This window comes from Mangrovimonas aestuarii (genome assembly GCF_028767185.1).
Lineage (GTDB): Bacteria > Bacteroidota > Bacteroidia > Flavobacteriales > Flavobacteriaceae > Mangrovimonas_B > Mangrovimonas_B aestuarii.
Genome location: NZ_JARACK010000001.1, coordinates 370,200 through 389,018, shown reverse-complemented (window position 1 = coordinate 389,018; position 18,819 = coordinate 370,200). Strand labels below are relative to the sequence as shown.

General features: G+C 35.8%; 19 protein-coding genes. 8 read left to right on the top strand and 11 right to left on the bottom strand.

From position 1 onward, the window contains the following. The 3 genes from PWU04_RS01840 to PWU04_RS01830 all read left to right on the top strand — a co-directional run bounded on the left by PWU04_RS01840 (position 1) and on the right by PWU04_RS01830 (position 1,949). The gene (locus PWU04_RS01840; RefSeq protein ID WP_274474098.1) at positions 1-639 is read left to right on the top strand and encodes an ExbD/TolR family protein; all 639 of its coding nucleotides are present in this window, start codon (positions 1-3) and stop codon (positions 637-639) included. A 14-nt stretch (positions 640-653) separates the two neighbouring features. Beyond that, positions 654-1,139 (top strand): ExbD/TolR family protein, encoded by a 486-nt coding sequence (locus tag PWU04_RS01835; protein WP_274474097.1) that lies wholly within the window; start codon positions 654-656, stop codon positions 1,137-1,139. A gap of 102 nt (positions 1,140-1,241) precedes the next feature. Then, positions 1,242-1,949: a porin family protein gene (locus tag PWU04_RS01830; protein ID WP_274474096.1), complete on the top strand. Its 708-nt coding sequence runs from the start codon at positions 1,242-1,244 to the stop codon at positions 1,947-1,949. Here PWU04_RS01830 and PWU04_RS01825 read toward each other — a convergent pair. The 7 genes from PWU04_RS01825 to PWU04_RS01795 form a co-directional block, all read right to left on the bottom strand. Next, complete coding sequence (locus PWU04_RS01825) at positions 1,944-2,549, bottom strand: hypothetical protein (protein ID WP_274474095.1); 606 nt, start codon at positions 2,547-2,549, stop codon at positions 1,944-1,946. The two genes, PWU04_RS01830 and PWU04_RS01825, sit on opposite strands and share 6 nt — an antisense overlap. Next, positions 2,549-4,006, bottom strand: a complete 1,458-nt coding sequence (gene rpoN / locus PWU04_RS01820) for an RNA polymerase factor sigma-54 (RefSeq protein ID WP_274474094.1) — start codon at positions 4,004-4,006, stop codon at positions 2,549-2,551. The genes PWU04_RS01825 and rpoN overlap by 1 nt, the downstream gene beginning before the upstream one ends. Before the next feature lie 89 nt (positions 4,007-4,095). Next, positions 4,096-5,529, bottom strand: coding sequence for an asparagine--tRNA ligase (asnS, locus tag PWU04_RS01815; RefSeq protein WP_274474093.1), 1,434 nt, complete (start codon positions 5,527-5,529; stop codon positions 4,096-4,098). Between the two features lie 56 nt (positions 5,530-5,585). Then, positions 5,586-7,988, bottom strand: coding sequence for an efflux RND transporter permease subunit (locus PWU04_RS01810; RefSeq protein WP_274474092.1), 2,403 nt, complete (start codon positions 7,986-7,988; stop codon positions 5,586-5,588). A 160-nt stretch (positions 7,989-8,148) separates the two neighbouring features. After that, positions 8,149-8,706 (bottom strand): ribosome recycling factor, encoded by a 558-nt coding sequence (gene frr, locus PWU04_RS01805; RefSeq protein WP_274474091.1) that lies wholly within the window; start codon positions 8,704-8,706, stop codon positions 8,149-8,151. Positions 8,707-8,739: 33 nt separating this feature from the next. After that, positions 8,740-9,447 (bottom strand): UMP kinase, encoded by a 708-nt coding sequence (gene pyrH, locus PWU04_RS01800; RefSeq protein ID WP_274474090.1) that lies wholly within the window; start codon positions 9,445-9,447, stop codon positions 8,740-8,742. A gap of 114 nt (positions 9,448-9,561) precedes the next feature. Next, the gene (locus tag PWU04_RS01795) at positions 9,562-10,098 is read right to left on the bottom strand and encodes a heavy-metal-associated domain-containing protein (RefSeq protein ID WP_274474089.1); all 537 of its coding nucleotides are present in this window, start codon (positions 10,096-10,098) and stop codon (positions 9,562-9,564) included. A gap of 137 nt (positions 10,099-10,235) precedes the next feature. Between PWU04_RS01795 and PWU04_RS01790 the strand changes: the two genes are divergently transcribed. Continuing rightward, positions 10,236-11,114 (top strand): DMT family transporter, encoded by an 879-nt coding sequence (locus tag PWU04_RS01790; RefSeq protein WP_274474088.1) that lies wholly within the window; start codon positions 10,236-10,238, stop codon positions 11,112-11,114. A 51-nt stretch (positions 11,115-11,165) separates the two neighbouring features. Here the strand turns inward: PWU04_RS01790 and PWU04_RS01785 are convergent, their stop codons facing one another. Together PWU04_RS01785 and PWU04_RS01780 are read right to left on the bottom strand one after the other, a co-directional pair. After that, positions 11,166-13,241, bottom strand: coding sequence for a M16 family metallopeptidase (locus PWU04_RS01785; protein WP_274474087.1), 2,076 nt, complete (start codon positions 13,239-13,241; stop codon positions 11,166-11,168). Between the two features lie 16 nt (positions 13,242-13,257). Continuing rightward, positions 13,258-14,577 carry a M16 family metallopeptidase gene (locus PWU04_RS01780; RefSeq protein ID WP_274474086.1) on the bottom strand — a complete coding sequence of 440 codons (1,320 nt, stop codon included), beginning with the start codon at positions 14,575-14,577 and terminating at the stop codon, positions 13,258-13,260. A gap of 187 nt (positions 14,578-14,764) precedes the next feature. Between PWU04_RS01780 and PWU04_RS01775 the strand changes: the two genes are divergently transcribed. From PWU04_RS01775 to rpmA, 3 genes are all read left to right on the top strand, one after another. Further along, positions 14,765-15,217, top strand: coding sequence for a DUF4199 domain-containing protein (locus PWU04_RS01775; RefSeq protein WP_274474085.1), 453 nt, complete (start codon positions 14,765-14,767; stop codon positions 15,215-15,217). Positions 15,218-15,296: 79 nt separating this feature from the next. Then, entirely contained in the window at positions 15,297-15,779 is a 483-nt protein-coding gene (gene rplU, locus PWU04_RS01770) for a 50S ribosomal protein L21 (protein ID WP_274474084.1), read from the top strand. Between the two features lie 26 nt (positions 15,780-15,805). Next, positions 15,806-16,066, top strand: a complete 261-nt coding sequence (rpmA, locus tag PWU04_RS01765) for a 50S ribosomal protein L27 (RefSeq protein WP_274474083.1) — start codon at positions 15,806-15,808, stop codon at positions 16,064-16,066. A 59-nt stretch (positions 16,067-16,125) separates the two neighbouring features. On the opposite strand, the gene PWU04_RS01760 is transcribed toward rpmA, so the two are convergent. Together PWU04_RS01760 and ahcY are read right to left on the bottom strand one after the other, a co-directional pair. Further along, positions 16,126-16,596: a very short patch repair endonuclease gene (locus PWU04_RS01760; RefSeq protein WP_274474082.1), complete on the bottom strand. Its 471-nt coding sequence runs from the start codon at positions 16,594-16,596 to the stop codon at positions 16,126-16,128. Positions 16,597-16,724: 128 nt separating this feature from the next. Then, positions 16,725-18,041 (bottom strand): adenosylhomocysteinase, encoded by a 1,317-nt coding sequence (ahcY, locus tag PWU04_RS01755; protein ID WP_274474081.1) that lies wholly within the window; start codon positions 18,039-18,041, stop codon positions 16,725-16,727. A 151-nt stretch (positions 18,042-18,192) separates the two neighbouring features. Here ahcY and PWU04_RS01750 point away from each other — a divergent pair, with 151 nt between their 5' ends. Further along, positions 18,193-18,819 carry a 4'-phosphopantetheinyl transferase family protein gene (locus tag PWU04_RS01750; protein ID WP_274474080.1) on the top strand — a complete coding sequence of 209 codons (627 nt, stop codon included), beginning with the start codon at positions 18,193-18,195 and terminating at the stop codon, positions 18,817-18,819.

Genomic DNA, 18,819 nt, shown 5'->3' with positions numbered 1-18,819 from the left:
ATGGCAAAACGTGCGGCACCAGAAGTGAATGCGGGCTCAATGGCTGACATTGCCTTCTTATTATTAATATTCTTTCTAGTAACTACGACTATAGAAACCGATTCTGGATTAAACCGTAAGTTGCCACCAATGGAGGAAAATCAAGAGAACCCTCCAATCATTAAGGAAAGAAACATTTTTCAGTTAATGGTTAACAGAAATAATGAACTATTTCTAAAAACCGGTGGAGAAGAAAGAGTGATTGAGATTAAGGATTTACGTCAAGCTGCCGTTGACTTCTTAGATAATGGGGCAGGGACAGGAAATGATGCTTGTCAATACTGTCAGGGGAAGAAAAATCCAAAATCTTCTGTTAATTTTGAAAAAGCTATTATTTCATTACAAAATGATCGGGCTACTAAATATAAAATTTATATTGCAGTTCAAAATGAAATTATTGCAGCTTATAATCAGCTGAGAAATAGAGAATATCAGAGAGCTTTTCCAGGAGACAATATGAGTTTTGTAGAGGCTGAGGCTAAGTATAATGACCCCAGAACATCTTCTGCTCAAAAGGATAAATTGAAAGAAAAGCTTGAACGAATTAAAACTTTAATTCCACAGAAATTTTCTGAAGCAGAGCCTAAACAGTCAAATTAGATAAAATTTTAACTATGTCTAAATTTAAAAAGAAAAAAGGAGGCGACTTACCAGCTATATCTACAGCATCGTTACCAGATATTGTATTTATGCTGTTATTCTTTTTCATGGTGGCGACTGTTATGAGAGAAAACACGCTTATGATTGAGAATAGTTTACCAACTGCCGATCAAGTTGAAAAATTAGATAAAAAAGACTTGGTTATGTATATCTACGCTGGAAAACCAAGCTCTAGATATCTGGATAAATACGGTAAGGAAGCTAGAATCCAATTAAACGATAAGTTTGCAGACGTTAAGGATATTGCTGCCTTTATAGCAGCTGAACGAGCAGCTAAAAGAGAAGAATTAGTTCCGTATTTAACAACAGCACTAAAAGTGGATCGTGATTGTAATATGGGGTTAATTACTGATATCAAACAAGAGTTGCGTAAGGTTAATGCCCTAAAAATTAATTATACTACTAACAAGGGCAATGCTTTACAAGCTCTAAACAATTAATTTTACTCTTAATTTTATATTCAGTAAAGGCGTTTTGTGTTAATCAAAGCGCCTTTCTTTTTAACGTAATAATTTGCTATCATTGTTTAATGATATTTGTTTATGCGGTACATTTTTGCTTTAATTTTTTGTGTTCTGCTGATCCCTTGTGCTAATGCTCAAGAGAATAATCTTGATACCAAGATAGAATTAGATAGCCTTTACAGGGAAGATCAATTTTATTTTGGATTTACTTATGGATTGCTTACCGAAAAACCAGATGGAATTTCTCAAAGTGGTTTTTCTGTAGGGATTATGGCTGGTTTTATTCGTGATATGCCAATAAATAAGAGACGTAATGTTTCTATAGGTTTAGGGGTTGGCTATTCCTATAATTCATTTAACAATAATCTAGCGATTTATTCTGATGATAATGGCAAAACTATTTTTAACCCTATAACAGATCTTGATGTTAATTATTCGGTCAACCGCTTAATGATTCATCAAGTAGAAATTCCACTTGAATTTAGATGGCGCACTTCCACAGCAGAAAAGCATAAGTTTTGGAGAATTTATGGAGGCTTTAAACTAGGCTATACTTTTGCTAATCGTTCTAAATTCAAAGGCGATTTAGGTACCATAAAGTATAGTGATATTAATGAATTCAATAAACTGCGCTATGGAGCCACTTTAAGTGCTCTTTATGGAGCTGTTAATCTTCATATTTATTATGGGCTTAATCCACTTTTTGAAGACAGTACCAAGCTTAGGGATGGAAGTGTTTTAGAAATGAGTAATATCCAAATTGGACTTATTTTTTATATTTTATAGCCAATAGTTTATCATAATCAATTGAGGTAAAAAACCAACTAAAAATCCTACTACTAGTTCTTTTACTGTGTGAGCATTCAGGTGTAATCTAGAGCTAGCAACAGCTCCACAAATAATGAATATCAACGCCAAAGATCCGTTGATATTAATACTGAAGTGGATGCTTAGAGCCATAAAAAACATTAATATACCAGAGACGGCAATCATGTGAATACTTGCCTTAAAATTGAACATAGCAAGAACCAAACAAGCTAGACTGGAAAGTAAAATACCAACAAAAAAATAATAGAGTTCTATAATTTCGTTTGGGGGTAAAACACGACGCAAAATAAGTAGGATTATTGCACAATTAAGTAATAATGGTAAAACCCTTTCTTTGGTTCGTTTTAAATAAATTGATTCTGCTTTCCCTATGGTTTTAAGTAAAAAATAAAGAAGTACAGGTAAGAGAAAAGTTAATAAAAATACAGATATAACTTTAGACTGTATTATTGGAAAAGGTAAATACCTTGGAGACTTCGAAAAATAGAATACCACACCAACCAGCGGCATTATTATGGGATGGAATACAAACGATATTGCTTTCTGGATCTGATGCATCAAATTTTTTTACGTAATCGAGCAACTGGAATATCTAGTTGTTCTCTATATTTGGCCACTGTACGTCTTGCTATTGGATAACCTTTACCCTTTAAAATTTTTGATAATGCATCATCGGTTAAAGGTTTTTTCTTGTCTTCTTCATCTATAACCGTTTGTAAAATAGTCTTAATCTCCCTTGTGGAAACGTCTTCTCCTTGATCATTCTTCATGGCTTCAGAGAAAAGTTCCTTGATCAATTTAGTGCCATAAGGTGTGTCAACATACTTACTGTTTGCAACTCGTGATACTGTTGATACATCCATATCTATAGCGTCGGCTATATCCTTTAATATCATCGGTTTTAGGAGGCGTTCATCACCTGTAAGGAAATATTCCTTCTGATGTTCCATAATGGCGTTCATGGTCACGTAAAGTGTTTGCTGACGTTGTTTTATGGCTTCAATAAACCATTTGGCAGCATCCAGTTTTTGTTTTATGAATTGAACGGCATCTTTTTGGGATTTAGATTTCTCTTTAGCTTCTTTGTATCCTTTTAGCATATTGTTGTACTCTCGGGACACATGAAGTTCCGGTGCATTTCTGCCGTTAAGAGTTAATTCAAGTTCTCCATCAACTATTTTAATGGCAAAATCAGGGATAACATGTTCTACTATTCTATTGTTGCCAGAATAAGAACCACCAGGTTTAGGATTGAGGCGCTCAATCTCTTCAATAGCACTCTTAAGTTCTTCCTCATTCACATCGAACTTCTGCATTAACTTTTGGTAGTGCTTTTTGGTAAATTGTTCAAAAGCTTCATCTATAATTTGGCAGGCCAGATTAATGGGTTGTGTTTTATCCTTCCTGTGTAATTGAATACTCAAACATTCTTGGAGGTTTCTTGCAGCGACGCCTGCAGGATCCAGTTCTTGAACTGTTTTAAGAACCTCTTCTATTTTATCCTCTGAAGTGTATATGTTTTGAGTAAAGGCCAAATCGTCCATGATATCAATAATGTCACGACGTATATATCCACTATCGTCTACACTACCGACCAAAAATTCGGCTATATCACGTTCTTCATCGCTTAATATAAATGTATTAAGCTGATTTAAGAGGTGCTGAGTAAATGATGTGCCGGCAGCGTAAGGAATATTTTTCTCTTCATCATCCGGGCTATAATTACTAGTTTGAGTGCGGTAGTCAGGAATCTCATCATCGCTTAGATATTCATCAACATTGATGTCTTCTGCTTCAATGCTTTCAGCTCCTTCAAAATCATCAATCGAATTATCAAAATCGTCGAACTCGTCATTAGTTTCTTCTTTACCACCCTCTAAAGCTGGGTTTTCTTCAAGTTCCTGTTTTAAGCGTTGTTCAAAAGCAAGTGTTGGCAACTGAATCAATTTCATTAATTGAATCTGTTGCGGAGACAATTTTTGCGATAGTTTAAACTGTAACTGTTGCTTAAGCATATAGCGGTTTTGGATGAGTATAAAAATAAAAAAAACAATCTAGATAAAGGGTATCTAGATTGTTTTGTATCGTGGGTTTATTATACTTTTTAGAACTCTGCACTTTGAGGTGTTCTAGGGAATGGAATAACATCTCTAATGTTGCCCATACCTGTAACGAACATTACCAAACGCTCGAACCCTAATCCGAAACCAGAGTGTACAGCGCTACCATATTTACGAAGGTCTAGGTACCACCAAAGTTCTTCTTCTTCAATACCTAGGGCTGCCATTTTTTCTTTTAATACATCTAAACGCTCCTCACGTTGGGACCCTCCAACTATTTCACCAATTCCAGGGAAAAGGATGTCCATTGCACGAACGGTTTTGCCATCCTCATTAAGACGCATGTAAAAGGCTTTAATGTTAGCTGGGTAATCAAAAAGAATTACCGGACAGTTAAAATGTTTTTCAACCAAGTAACGCTCGTGTTCACTTTGAAGATCTGCACCCCATTCTTCAATAATGTAATTGAACTTTTTCTTTTTGTTCGGTTTGGAGTTTCTAAGAATATCAATAGCCTCTGTATAGCTTACACGTTTAAAGTTGTTGTCAACAACAAACCTAAGTTTTTCCGTCAAGGTCATTTCACTGCGCTCAGCCTGAGGTTTCTTTTTATCTTCATCAATCAATCGGCTTTCAAGGAACTCCAAATCCTCTTTGTTGTTTTCCAAAACATAGTTAAGGACATATTTCATGAAGTCTTCTGCCAAATCCATGTTTCCGGCAAGATCCATAAAGGCAACTTCTGGTTCAATCATCCAGAATTCAGCTAGATGTCTTGAAGTATTAGAATTTTCAGCTCTAAAAGTAGGGCCGAAAGTATATACTTTTCCAAGAGACATAGCATAAGTCTCTGCTTCCAACTGACCAGATACAGTAAGATTGGTTTCCTTTCCAAAGAAATCTTTACTGTAATCTATCTGTCCATCTTCTGTCAAAGGTGGAGTCTTAGGATCTAAAGCACTAACGCGGAACATTTCACCGGCACCTTCAGCATCACTTCCAGTAATGATAGGAGTGTGCATATAGTAGAAACCATTTTTGTTGAAATAACTGTGGATCGCAAATGACAAAGCCGAACGTAATCGCATGACAGCAGAAAACGTGTTGGTTCTGGTTCGTAAGTGTGCATTTTCACGTAAAAACTCTAATGAGTGTTTTTTAGGCTGAATAGGGTAGGTCTCAGGGTCTGAATCTCCTAGAATTTGAATTTCTTTTACTTGTACTTCTACATTTTGACCTTTTCCTTGGCTCTCGACCAATTCTCCTTTTAAATGAACAGCAGCACCAGTGGTAATTCGCTTAAGAGTGTTTTCGTCTGTATTTTCAAAATCGACAACACATTGAATGTTGTTGATAGTCGAACCATCATTCAAAGCGATAAAGCGATTAGCTCTAAACGTTCTTACCCAACCCTTTACTTCTACATCGTGAATGCTTATATCTTGAGATAATAATTCTCCAACTGTACTTAACTTCATTTTAAATCAAATTTTAAACTGCAAAGATAATTGTTTATATAATCTTAAAAATTGTGTTATTGTTGATTTTCATCTGTTTCCTCACCATCTTCAGGAATAATGTTGATAGATGGTTTTTTCAAAACTTCCTTATTGGCTATACTGCGTTCTAATGACAACAACAATGATGGTAATAAAAGAAGATTAGATAGCATAGCAAATAATAGCGTTGCAGATACCAGTGCACCTAAAGCTACTGTACCTCCAAAACTCGAGATTGTAAATACAGAGAAACCAAAGAATAATACGATAGATGTATAGAACATACTAACCCCCGTTTCTCTCAATGCTCCATAAACCGAAGGTTTAATTTTCCAGTGGTTAGCTTGTAATTCCTGTCTGTACTTAGCCAAAAAGTGAATGGTGTCATCTACAGATATACCAAAGGCAATACTAAACACCAAAATTGTTGATGGTTTAATTGGGACTCCCAAATATCCCATTAACCCTGCAGTAATCAACAGAGGAAGTAGGTTAGGAATAAGTGAAACAATAATCATTTTGAATGACCTAAACATGTAGGCCATGAATAATGAGATTAATAAAATGGCCAATGATAAAGAAATAGCTAGGTTTTTAACCAGATAGTTAGTCCCCTTTTGGAACACTAAGGCCTTTCCTGTAATAATAACATTGTATTTTTCCTTAGGGAAAATCTTATCTATCTTGGCCTGTAGTTGTTCTTCGATACGTTCCATTCTGTCTGTGCCAATATCTTTCATGAAAGTAGTGATACGGGCATACTGTGCTGTACTATCAACAAAACTCGTTAATAAATCATTGCCCGAGGTTGAGTTTTTAGCATAGGACAGGATAAAGTTTTTTTCCTGTGAAGTTGGTAACTGGTAGTATTTAGGATTACCGTTATAAAAAGCCTGTTTAGAATATTTAACAAGGCTTACAACAGAGATTGGACGAGATAATTCTGGGATTTCCGTTATTAACTCTTCGAGTTCATTCATCCGTTTTATGTTGGAAAGATTCATAACACCTTTTTTACGTTTTGTGTCAATCATTATTTCCAAAGGCATAATACCATTAAATTCTTTCTCGAAGAAACGTATGTCTTTAAAAAACTCCGTTTTTTTCGGCATGTCCTCAATAAGACTTCCCGATACTTTTATTTGATAGATACCTATTATGCTTAACGCTAACGTGGCAACCGAACAAATGTAAATAGTTATACGTTTGTGTTTTACCATGCGCTCCATCCAGTTTGAGAAGCCTCCAATCCAGCGTCTGTTCAAGTGTTCTAAATGTCGTTCTTTAGGGTAAGGTAAAAACGTGTAAATAATAGGAATGATAAGTAAGCAGAGGATAAAGATTGCAATAATACTCAATGATGCCACGATACCAAATTCCTTTAACAATTTGCTTTCAGTAAGTATGAAGGTTGCAAACCCAGAGGCAGTAGTTATGTTGGTCATCAATGTGGCATTTCCGATCTTGGTAATAACACGTTGTAGTGACTTTACTTTGTTGCCGTGAGATTTTACTTCGTGCTGGTATTTATTGATTAGGAAAATACAGTTAGGAATCCCTATTACAATAATGAGAGGAGGTATAAGAGCAGTAAGAACAGTAATCTCGTATTTTAACAACCCAAGAATTCCGAAAGTCCACATTACACCCACACAAACCACAATCAATGAGATAAATGTAGCCCTAAAAGAACGGAAAAAGAAAAAGAAAATCAGTGAGGTTACCAACAAAGCAGCGCCGATGAACATTCCAATTTCATCAACAATGTTCTGAGAGTTAAGCGTACGGATATATGGCATACCCGAAACTCTAACATCCAAGCCTGTATTAGTTTCAAAAGAATTTATTTTATCTTTTAAGGTGTTTAGAATAAAGTCTTTTCTTGCCGGTGTATTTACAATATCCTTTTTAAGGTATATAGCTGTTCTTATGGTTTTGGTTTGCTTGTTATAAAGGAAATTGTCATAAAAAGGGTATTGCTCAAATAACTGATTCTCCAAATTTTCAAGTTGCTCCATAGAATGGATGGAGTCTTGAATAAAAGGTTCTAGTTTGAATTTTTCTGCATCAGTGTCTTTGACTAATTTTTTTAGGTCTTTTATTGAGACTACAGCATCTACTTCATCATAAGCTTTGAACGAGTCGGAAAGGTCATTCCAGGCATTGAAGTTTTCAATTGTGAATACAGTTGAATCTTTAACTCCTAAAACAATTAAGTTACCTTCTTCTCCAAAGGTTTTTAGGAAATCGTTATAAACCAAGTTTACTTCATGGTCGTCTGGCAATAGATTGGCTTCCGTGTAGGTGAAACGCATATATTTCCATTGCGTACTGAGTAAAACGGTAATCGCTACTAATGAGATTAATATTGCTATTTTGTTGCGCAGTATTAGCCTTGCGACAACATCCCAAAATCGTGTTGTGAATAATTTAAGCATAGCCTTTTAAAAGATTGGCAAAGGTAGAAAAAACCTATCTATTCCCTAAATGAATTGCTTTATAATACAGAGAGTAAAAGTTTGTTGAAAGGAAAATTAAAGTAGATAAGGTATATGTTAAAAACAGGTATAATAAAAAAGCGGCCTGAAGCCGCTTTTTTTATACTGTCATTATCTCTTTTTCCTTATTGGTGAAAATTTCGTCAATTTTCTTTATATAGGAATCTGTTAAACTTTGAACATCTACTTCGGTATTCTTTTGAACATCCTCAGAAATGTCGTCAAGTTTTTTAATATCGTTATTAGCATCTTTACGTGCATTACGAACTCCAACCTTGGCATCTTCAGACTCTGCTTTGGCTTGTTTGGCAAGTTCTCTACGGCGTTCTTCTGTTAAAGGCGGCACGTTAATAATGATGGTTTCCCCATTATTCATAGGGTTAAAACCAATATTAGCGACCATAATACCCTTTTCTATTTCTTGAAGCATGTTTTTTTCCCATGGCTGAACAGAAATAGTTCTTCCGTCTGGAGTATTGATGTTGGCTACTTGGCTAAGAGGTGTTTGAGAACCATAGTAATCTACGGTTACGCTACCCAACATAGCTGGGCTTGCCTTTCCTGCTCTAATGTTTGCCAATTGCTTTTCTAAGTGCGAAATAGCGCTTTCCATAGCTTCTTTAGCGGTATCTAATATAAATTGTATATCGTCAGTCATAATTAATGATTTACAAACAGCTAAGTTATAAAATTATATATTTACTTCTGTTCCAATGTTTTCACCAGAAACAACTTTAAGTAAGTTTCCTTTTTTGTTCATATCGAAAACTATAATAGGCAAATTGTTTTCCTGGCTTAATGTAAAGGCAGTAGTATCCATTACCTTAAGCCCTTTTCTTAATACATCGTCGAAGGAAATTTGGTCAAATTTAACGGCGTTATCATCCTTTTCTGGGTCAGCAGTATAAATTCCATCTACACGGGTTCCTTTTAAAATCACATCGGCTTCAATTTCGATAGCTCTTAATACAGCTGCCGAATCTGTTGTAAAATAAGGATTCCCAGTTCCTCCTCCAAAAATGACAACACGACCTTTTTCCATATGTCGCATCGCTTTTCTTCTAATAAAAGGTTCTGCAACTTCATTGATTTTTATTGCTGTTTGAAGACGAGTAGGTACGCCAGCATCTTCAAGGGCGCTTTGTAAAGCTAAACCGTTAATTACAGTTGCTAACATTCCCATATGGTCACCTTGAACACGATCCATTCCATTGCTAGCTCCCGATACACCGCGGAAAATATTTCCACCACCAATCACGATAGCTACTTCCACACCTTTATCTGTAATTGATTTAATATCTTGAGCATACTCTGCTAATCGCTCAGGATCAATGCCGTATTGCCTACTCCCCATTAGGGCTTCTCCGGAGAGTTTTAGTAAAATTCTGTTGTATTTCATTGCTTGTAAAAAGTTTAGCAAATATACGTATTATCTTAAATTGAAAAAGTAGAAATTGAGCATAAAAAAAGTCCTTTGATAACAAAGGACTTTAACTTCCCGTAAAGGGATGTGTTAAGCTTTTGCTTTGTTAGTACAGCAAGCTTTTTTGCAGTCGGCTTCACAGGCCATGGTTTTTGCATTTTCGTTTTCTACTGAAGTATTTTCAGCTTTATCAGCACAACATGGCTTAGTGCACCCTGGCTTACATATTTTTTCAACTGAGAAGCTGTCAACTGTTTTTATATCTTTAACAACATATAGATCACCAACCTTTTTTACGGTTTCAGTTAATGAAGTTGGATTTACTTTTGCTTCATCAAATTCTACCATTGCAAGTTTTTTGTCAAAATCCACTTTAGCAGATTTCACGCCATCCATTTTAGATAGTTTCTTTTCGATGCTCATAGCACAACCTACAGCACATGTCATTCCATCGATGGTGAATTCGGCTTTTGCATAGGTAGCATTTGGATCTAAAGTGTTTTCTGAAACTGCTTTTGAAGTAGTTTCAACTTCTACTGTTTTTATTTCTGGCTGATTGTTGTTTTTACAAGAGATTGAAATAGCTATAATAGCAAGAAGAGCAAATAATGTTTTTATTTTTTTCATTGTTAATGGGTTATGTTCGATAATGTTAATAATTTTATTTTCTAATCTTTTAAAAGATAATGGGTTACAAAACTAAATAATTATTGCTGTTTATTGAGTTAAAAAGTAGATTTTTGCGGCCTAAAAAATGAAACCTGATGGATAAGATAAATGCTAAATGGGGCTATCTTTTTGTTCTTTCCCTAATTTGGGGGACTTCCTTTATTCTAATTAAAAAGTCGCTTTTGGGCTTATCCCCTGTTCAGTTAGGGGCTTTACGTACTATTATTACTGGTGTGTTTTTATTGTTAATTGGAGGGAAGACATTAAAAAATGTTGAGCTTAGGCAATGGAAGTGGATTGCCTTATCGGGTTTTTTTGGATCCTTTTTTCCTGCATTTTGTTTTGCATTTGCGCAAACACAGATTGACAGTACTGTTGCTTCTATCTTGAATTCACTAGTTCCTTTGTGTACTATTATTCTTGGGGCTTCTTTATTTAATATTCAATCCACGAGGCGACAAGTTTTAGGAGTTATAGTGGGCTTCTTAGGAACAGTAGCTCTTATTTTAGCAGGAGCAGATCTCAATCCTAGTCAGAATTATTTATTTGCAGGTTTTGTTATCGTTGCAGCTCTTATGTATGCTGCTAATGTGAATATAATTAAGAGGTATCTTCAAGATGTGAAACCATTAACCATAGCAGCAGGAAATTATGCGGTTATTGTTATCCCTGCAGTAGTAGCTTTACTGTCCACAGATTTTTTGGCTGAAGCAGATTTTAGTGACCCTGAGTTGAGAGTGTCTTTGGGGTATCTTACAATTTTGGCACTTTTTGGTACGGCTACAGCTAAGGTTTTATATAATAAACTAGTTCAGGTTTCTACACCAGTATTTGCATCTTCTGTTACCTATGTAATTCCAATAGTAGCTTTGATGTGGGGTGTTGTTGATGGAGAGTCGTTCAGTGCAATGCAAGGCTTGGCGAGTTTGGTAATTCTTGCCGGGGTATACTTATCGCATAAGCGTAACAAATAAAAAAAACCGAAGCAAGCGCTTCGGTTTTTTTTTATGAATATAAGGAAGTGATTATTGGAAATCTGATTCGCTTACGCCTTCGTTTACTTTTACTTCAGTAGAACTAATAGTAATAATTTGAGGTCCAGCAGTTACTTTTTGAGTATATGGTATTTTAATACCAGCAACTTCCTTGTAATCTGAAAAATCTTCAGTAGAGGTAATACTTTGACCTTGTACTTCTTTAGTTACTTCTGTTCTTATCAATAAACCAGTATTGATATCGTAGTATCTGTATGAAGTATTTTCTCCTTGGGTTAACTTTACTTTGTAAGCATCTGTCCCTTCAACAGCAGTAATACTTTCAAGAGTTAAGTTGGAATTTTCATAATAAAGCTCTGGGAATAGGCCTTTTTCAGCTTTTTTAGATGCTACTTCATCATCGCTCATAGGATGTTTCATCCCTTGTTGTTCTGTGTATCCAGAAGTACCATCAAACTTTTGTTTCATAATGGTTCCCATACCCTCAATGTTCATTTCCATTGCGCTCTTATTTGGAGCCATAGATTTGATAGTAGCTGTAGGTTTAAATGGAGCACCTTCGATGGTCACATTAGCATTGTTTAGGATAGTGTTTACCTTGTTAAGATTTGTTTCACCTCCAATAACTTCAACATACTTGCTGATTACAGTTGACGCTGTAACACCTTCAGGGATAGGCTTAGTGAATACTGGTTTTTCAGTTGGATTAGCATAAGTATCGAAATATTTTACAGGGATACCAGTCTTGATAAGGTTGTCCAATATTTCACTTCCTTTACCTACAACTATTACGCGAGCATTTTCAGGTTTGAAGTATTTGTTTGCAACACGTTGAACATCTTCAATAGTCACAGCGTTGATTTTATCAAGGTAAGTAGAATAAAAATCTTCTGGAAGATCTTCTAATTCAATGTTAAGAGCATAACGAGCAACAGTCTGTGGCTTCTCCAATGCTAGAACAAAGTCGCCAACGTATTTAGCTTTAGCGTTAGCTAAGGCCTCGGCAGTTACAGGTTCGTTTTTAATACGGTTGATTTCCTTTAAAGTTTGTACCACGGCACTATCAGTAACCATGTTTCTTACAGAAGCTCCGGCAGTAAAACGAGATGCGTATTTATCTGCACCAATACCTGAGCGTGCTCCGTAGGTGTAGCCGTGTTCCTCACGTAGATTCATATTTAAGTAGCTGTTAAACCCACCACCTAAAATTTTATTAGCAATCAATACTGCGTGGTAATCAGGGTCTGACATTTTCAAATCTACGTTGTTAGTAAGAGAAACATTAGATTGTACTGCATTTGGCATGTCAATAAAATCTATTTGTGTACTAGCAACATTTGGATTTGCTTTAGGAACGGTCATATCGATATCGATATCTGTTTTCCATTTTCCAAAATACTTTTTAGCAAGTTTTTTAACGCTTTTTGCTTTAACATCTCCTACTACAACCAAATAAGCGTTGTTAGGGTTAAAACGTTGTTGATAAAAAGCACGCACATCATCTAGAGTGATGTTGTTAACTGTTTCCTCAGTCATAAACTCTCCGTAAGGGTGTTGAGTGCCATAAGAAAGCGCAAGCCCTAGACGGCCTGCGATAGCGTCAACACTCTTTTCGTTCGACTTAAGACTTTCAATAAGCATTTCTTTTTCCTTATCGAATTCTTCTTGTGTGAATAGAGGATTGATTGTAGCGTCAGCCATAAGCTCGAGGATTCGTTCTCCATACTTAGAAAGAGAACCTGCATACCCTCCACTAGAACCAAATCCCATTCTTGCTCCTAGGAAATCGATTTCCTCATTAAAGTCGTCTTTGCTAATAGAAGTTGTTCCGTTGCCCAAAAGACTTCCCAAAAGGCTGGCAACTCCAGCTTTGTCGCCTTCAAGGGCTGGTTTGTTGTCTATTGTAAGGGAATAAGAAACTCGTGGTAATTTATGGTTTTCTACCACTAGTATTTTCATTCCATTTTTTAATTCGTATTGAGTAGGTTCGTCCAAGTTGATTTCTGGAGCTGGACCTGGTTGGGGCTGTTTTGATCTGTCGATTTGAGCATTAACGCCTACCGACATTAAAAACAAGGCTATTAAAACTGATATTCTGTTTTTCATAAATGGATGTCTTTTTTTATTGCTCATCTGTTTTTGGTAAATACTTAAGCTCTAAACGTTGGTTTGGATTTAAGTATTTTTTAGCTACTTTTTGAATCTCTTCTTTTGTAATGCTTCTGTAAATATCAATCTCATTGTTGATAAGGTTTGTGTCACCATAAAGCATGTAGTATCTTGCTAAAGAGTTTGCAATGCCTTCAATACTAGAGTTTGAGTTAACAAATTGATTCTCAAATTTATTTTGAAGTTTTTGGTAATCTCTTTCTGATATTAGTTCGTTTTGAAGTTTTGAGATTTCATCATCCATTTCTGCAAGGATACTTTCTAAAGAATTATCACCCATTTGAAGTCCGTACAATACATAAATACCATAATCTTCTTGGCTTACATTAAAGGCTCCTGCTTGTAAAGCCATTTTCTTGTCGTCAACAAGGCGCTTGTATAGCTTAGAAGTTTTTCCATCACTTAAGTAAGAAGAAATCATATCCAAAACATAGGCATCACGACTTGTAAAAGATGGCGTTCTGTAAGCAGCAACAATTGCTGGGATTTGAATGTTAGAATCGTATTCTGTAGCTGTTATTTTTTCAGTAATTGGATCTTCCTTAGTGAAGTTTCTTGTAATATCTTCTCCTCTTGGAATTGGGGCGAAATAATCATTAATCATGTTCTTAACCGAAGGAACATCAATATCTCCAGCAACAACCAATACTGCATTGTTTGGTACATAGAACTTTTTGTTGAATGCTTGGAACTCTTCCAAAGTAGCAGCGTCAAGGTGTTCCATTTCACCAATTGTAGTCCAACGGTAAGGGTGCTTGGTGAACATGTTTTCTTTTACATACTCTAAGAAGCGTCCGTAAGGTTGATTGTCTACACGTAAGCGTTTTTCCTCCTTAACAACTTCGTTTTGTGTATCGACACCAATTTGATTGATAATTGGGTGCATTAAACGTTCGGACTCCATCCATAGACCTAATTCAACACTGTTAGATGGGAATACCTCATAGTAATATGTTCTATCGTCTGTAGTGTTGGCGTTGTTGCTTCCTCCGTTAGAAGATACGATAGTGAACCATTCGCCACGTTCAATATTTTCAGTTCCTTCAAATAAAAGGTGTTCAAAAAAGTGTGCAAATCCTGTACGTTCAGGGTCTTCATCTTTAGCTCCTACATGGTACATAACCGATGTGGTCACTACTGGAGCCGAGTTGTCTTGGTGTAAGATAACGTGCATGCCGTTATCCAAATCGTACTCTTCAAATTTAACCTCCTGAGCATTGGCTATAAAGCCTACAAATAGCAAGGAAGCTAACGAGAATATACTCTTTTTCATTTTTTTAAGTAGTTTAATTTAAGTTTATTTTATGTGGTTAGTATGCCAAAAGCATAAAACGTTACAAAGGTGAAAAAATAAGAGAGATAATTCAATGTAATGCCAAGGATTTTGAAAAAATATCTCTAAAATCCATATAATAAATAATTTTTCCCGAACTTTAGAATAGAATAATAACTCAGTGATTATGAAAAAACTAGCATTGCCTATACGATTTGGACTTGTAATTTGTGCCTGTCTAATTGCTTTTTTTTTGTTACTATCTCTTTTTGGCGCGCATACCAATCCCATTTACAGCCTTTTTAATGCTATAATAACTGGTTTTGGTATTTATGAAGCAATCAAGTACACTAAAATTGAGTTAGGTCCTGATTTTGATTATGCCAAAGGGTTTGGAGTTGGGTTACTTACAGGATTCGTAGCAACTATACTATTTACAGTTTTCTTTACATTTTATGCTACTGAAATAGAGCCGGGTTTCTTACTAAGACTTTTGTCTGTGTTTAAAGGAGAATATAATGTGGGTATTGGGTTGGTTTCATTTGTTGTAGCTATTATGGGATTTGCGACTACAGTAGTTCTTACTCTTACTTTTATGCAAATCTTCAAAAACAGTAATAATATCGTTCAAAATCACTAAATCGTTTGTAAATTAATTAATAAGCAGTATATTTGCACTCATTTTTTGAGCAAATTATTAATTATTATAACGTAACGCTATGTACGCAATTGTAGAGATAGCAGGGCAACAATTTAAAGTTGAAAAAGACCAAAAAGTGTTTGTTCACCGTTTAGCTACTGAAGAAGGGCAGTCAATTTCTTTTGACAATGTTCTTTTGATTGGTGAAGGTAACAATATTACTGTAGGCGCCCCAGCTATAGACGGAGCTCAAGTTGGAGCTAAAGTCTTAAAGCACCTTAAAGGTGATAAAGTAATCGTTTTCAAAAAGAAAAGACGTAAAGGATACCGTGTGAAAAATGGTCACCGTCAAGCCTTAACTGAAATTCAAATTGAAAGCATCGTAGCATCTGGAGCTAAAAAAGCTGCTAAAGCAGAAGCTAAGCCAGCTGCTAAACAAGAAGACGCCACTCAAGATTTAAGTAAGTTAACTGTTGCTGAGTTAAGAGAAATGGCAAAAGCTAAGGATATTTCTGGATATTCATCTATGAAGAAAGCAGAATTAATCGAAGCTTTAAGTTAATTAGTAAAAAATAAAATCGAAATACAATGGCACATAAAAAAGGAGTCGGAAGTTCGAAAAACGGTAGAGAATCAGAATCGAAACGCCTAGGGGTTAAGATTTTTGGTGGACAAGCTGCAATTGCTGGTAACATTATCGTAAGACAACGTGGTACAGCTCACAATCCTGGTGAGAATGTATACGCTGGTAAAGACCACACTTTACATGCTAAGGTTGATGGTATTGTGAAGTTTGAAAAGAAAAGAAATAACAAATCTTACGTTTCTATTATTCCTTTCGAAGCTTAAGAAATAATTTCTTTTAAAATATAAAAAGCCTTCCTGTTTTTCAGGGAGGTTTTTTTGTTTTACCAATATGCTTGTCCTTTTTTGATATAGGTTAAAACATCGTTGAGGCACTTGTCTAATTGTTCGTTGATTTCCTTGCTCCAGAACCTGAAAATAGTATAGCCCATCTCTTCCAATTTTGAGTTGACTTCCCTGTCGCGTTGCATATTTCGTTCTATTTTTGGAATCCAGAATTTCCTGTTGCTCTTAATGGTTTCTTTTCTTTCGTTCCATTGGTAGCCATGCCAAAACTCTCCATCAATAAAAATGGCTAGTTTGTACTTTTTAATGGAGATGTCTGGTTTGCCCGGAAGTTTGTTGTTTAATCGATAGCGAATGCCAGTTTTCCAAAGCGCTTTTCTAAAACGTAGTTCGGGTTTGGTGTTTTTACTACGTATTTTACTCATAATCCTTGAGCGTTTTTTTGTAGTATAAAATCCGGATTCCTCATTAAAACGAGGAACTTTTATTTTCTTTTCATAATACTCCATAGCCTCTATGGAATTTAGTGAAATTTTAGCCCAAAAAGAAACCCTTCACATATTATGCAAAGGGTTTTTTCTTTTTATAAAGAGACAATTAGTCTAATGTCTATAGTGTATCTTCTCTTCTATAATTTTTAGTATCTGTAATACTCTGGCTTAAATGGACCTTGAACCGTTACGCCAATATATTCAGCTTGATCCTGACGAAGTTCAGTAAGTTCAACTCCAATTTTCTCTAGGTGAAGTTTAGCTACTTTTTCATCAAGGTGTTTTGGTAATGTGTATACTTTATTTTCGTATTCACCATGGTTGTTCCATAGTTCAATTTGAGCCAAAGTTTGGTTAGTAAAAGAGTTACTCATTACAAAACTTGGGTGTCCTGTAGCACAACCTAAGTTTACCAAACGGCCTTCAGCAAGAAGGATAATGTCGTTACCGTTTACGGTATACTTGTCGACTTGAGGTTTAATCTCAACCTTAGTATTTCCGTGAGTATTGTTTAACCAAGCCATATCGATTTCGTTGTCGAAGTGGCCAATGTTACAAACGATAGTTTTGTCTTTCATTGCTTCAAAGTGCTCAGGACGAACAATATCTTTGTTTCCTGTAGTAGTTATTACGATATCAGCTTTCCCAACTACAGTTTCCAAACGCTTAACTTCAAATCCATCCATGGCTGCTTGAAGTGCACAGATTGGATCAATTTCGGTAACAGTTACAATACTTCCGGCACCACGAAAAGAAGCAGCAGTTCCTTTACCTACATCCCCATAACCACAAACAACAACACGCTTACCAGCAAGCATTACATCGGTTGCACGACGAATAGCATCAACGGCGCTTTCCTTACATCCGTATTTGTTGTCAAACTTCGATTTAGTTACCGAATCGTTAACGTTAATGGCAGGCATTGGTAATGTTCCGTTTTTAAAACGCTCATACAAACGGTGAACACCAGTTGTAGTTTCTTCACTTAAACCTTTGATGCCATCAACTAATTCAGGGTATTTATCCAAAACCATATTGGTAAGATCTCCACCATCATCAAGAATCATGTTCAAAGGCTCACGGTCTTCACCAAAGAATAAAGTCTGCTCGATACACCAATCAAATTCCTCTTCGTTCATACCTTTCCAAGCATATACTGGAATGCCAGCGTCTGCAATAGCAGCAGCAGCTTGATCTTGGGTAGAGAATATGTTACAAGAACTCCAAGTTACTTCAGCGCCAAGAGCAATTAAGGTTTCAATAAGTACTGCTGTTTGAATAGTCATGTGTAAACATCCTGCAATACGAGCTCCTTTAAGCGGTTGCTCGTCTTTATATTCTTCACGAAGGCTCATTAATCCAGGCATTTCTGCCTCGGCCAATTCAATTTCTTTTCTTCCCCAGGCTGCCAACGATATGTCTTTTACCTTGTAAGGTACATAAGGAACGGTCTTTGTTGTCATAATTCTGTATTAAGGTTTTTAAACTCAACGGTTTTGGGAGAACTGTCAAAATAGTTTAATTTCGTTTCCCAGAACCAATGAGAAGCCAATGGCTTATTTTTTGTCAAATTAACTGTGACCGCAAAGTTACGTAATAAGAGTTAAAATATAAATGCCTCTGTACAAAACCATTACTCCTAATTCACAAACTACTGTTAAAATCTGGAAGATAACAGAGTCGTTTGATGAACTCTTAAGTGATATTCAGCTAAGACCCGAAAGTCAGGCAAGAGTAAATGGAATGAAAAGTGAAATCCATAAACGCGGTTTTTTAAGTGTACGTCATCTGTTGAACGCTTTCGGTTATGATGACCACGATTTGTATTATGATGAAAATGGCAAACCCCATTTAAAAGATGGTAAGCATATTTCAATAACCCATTCCTTTACGTTTTCTGCCGTAGTTGTTAGTGATGATGTTGTAGGGATTGATATTGAGAAACAGCGTGAAAAGATAGGTGTTATAGCCCATAAGTTTATTGAGTATGAATTTGACTACTTGGATAAATCATCTTCCGATTATATCAACAGACTTACAGTAATTTGGTGCATCAAGGAATCATTGTACAAGTTGTTTGCTACACCAGGATTGAGTTTTTTGCAGCACACTTTGGTAATTCCGTTTATGATGGAGGATAAAGAAACCATTTCGTGGATAGACTATAACAAAAGAAAATGTCGATACCGCGTTGGGTTTTTAGATTTTGAAGGTTTCACTTGTGCCTATACTATTCCGTAA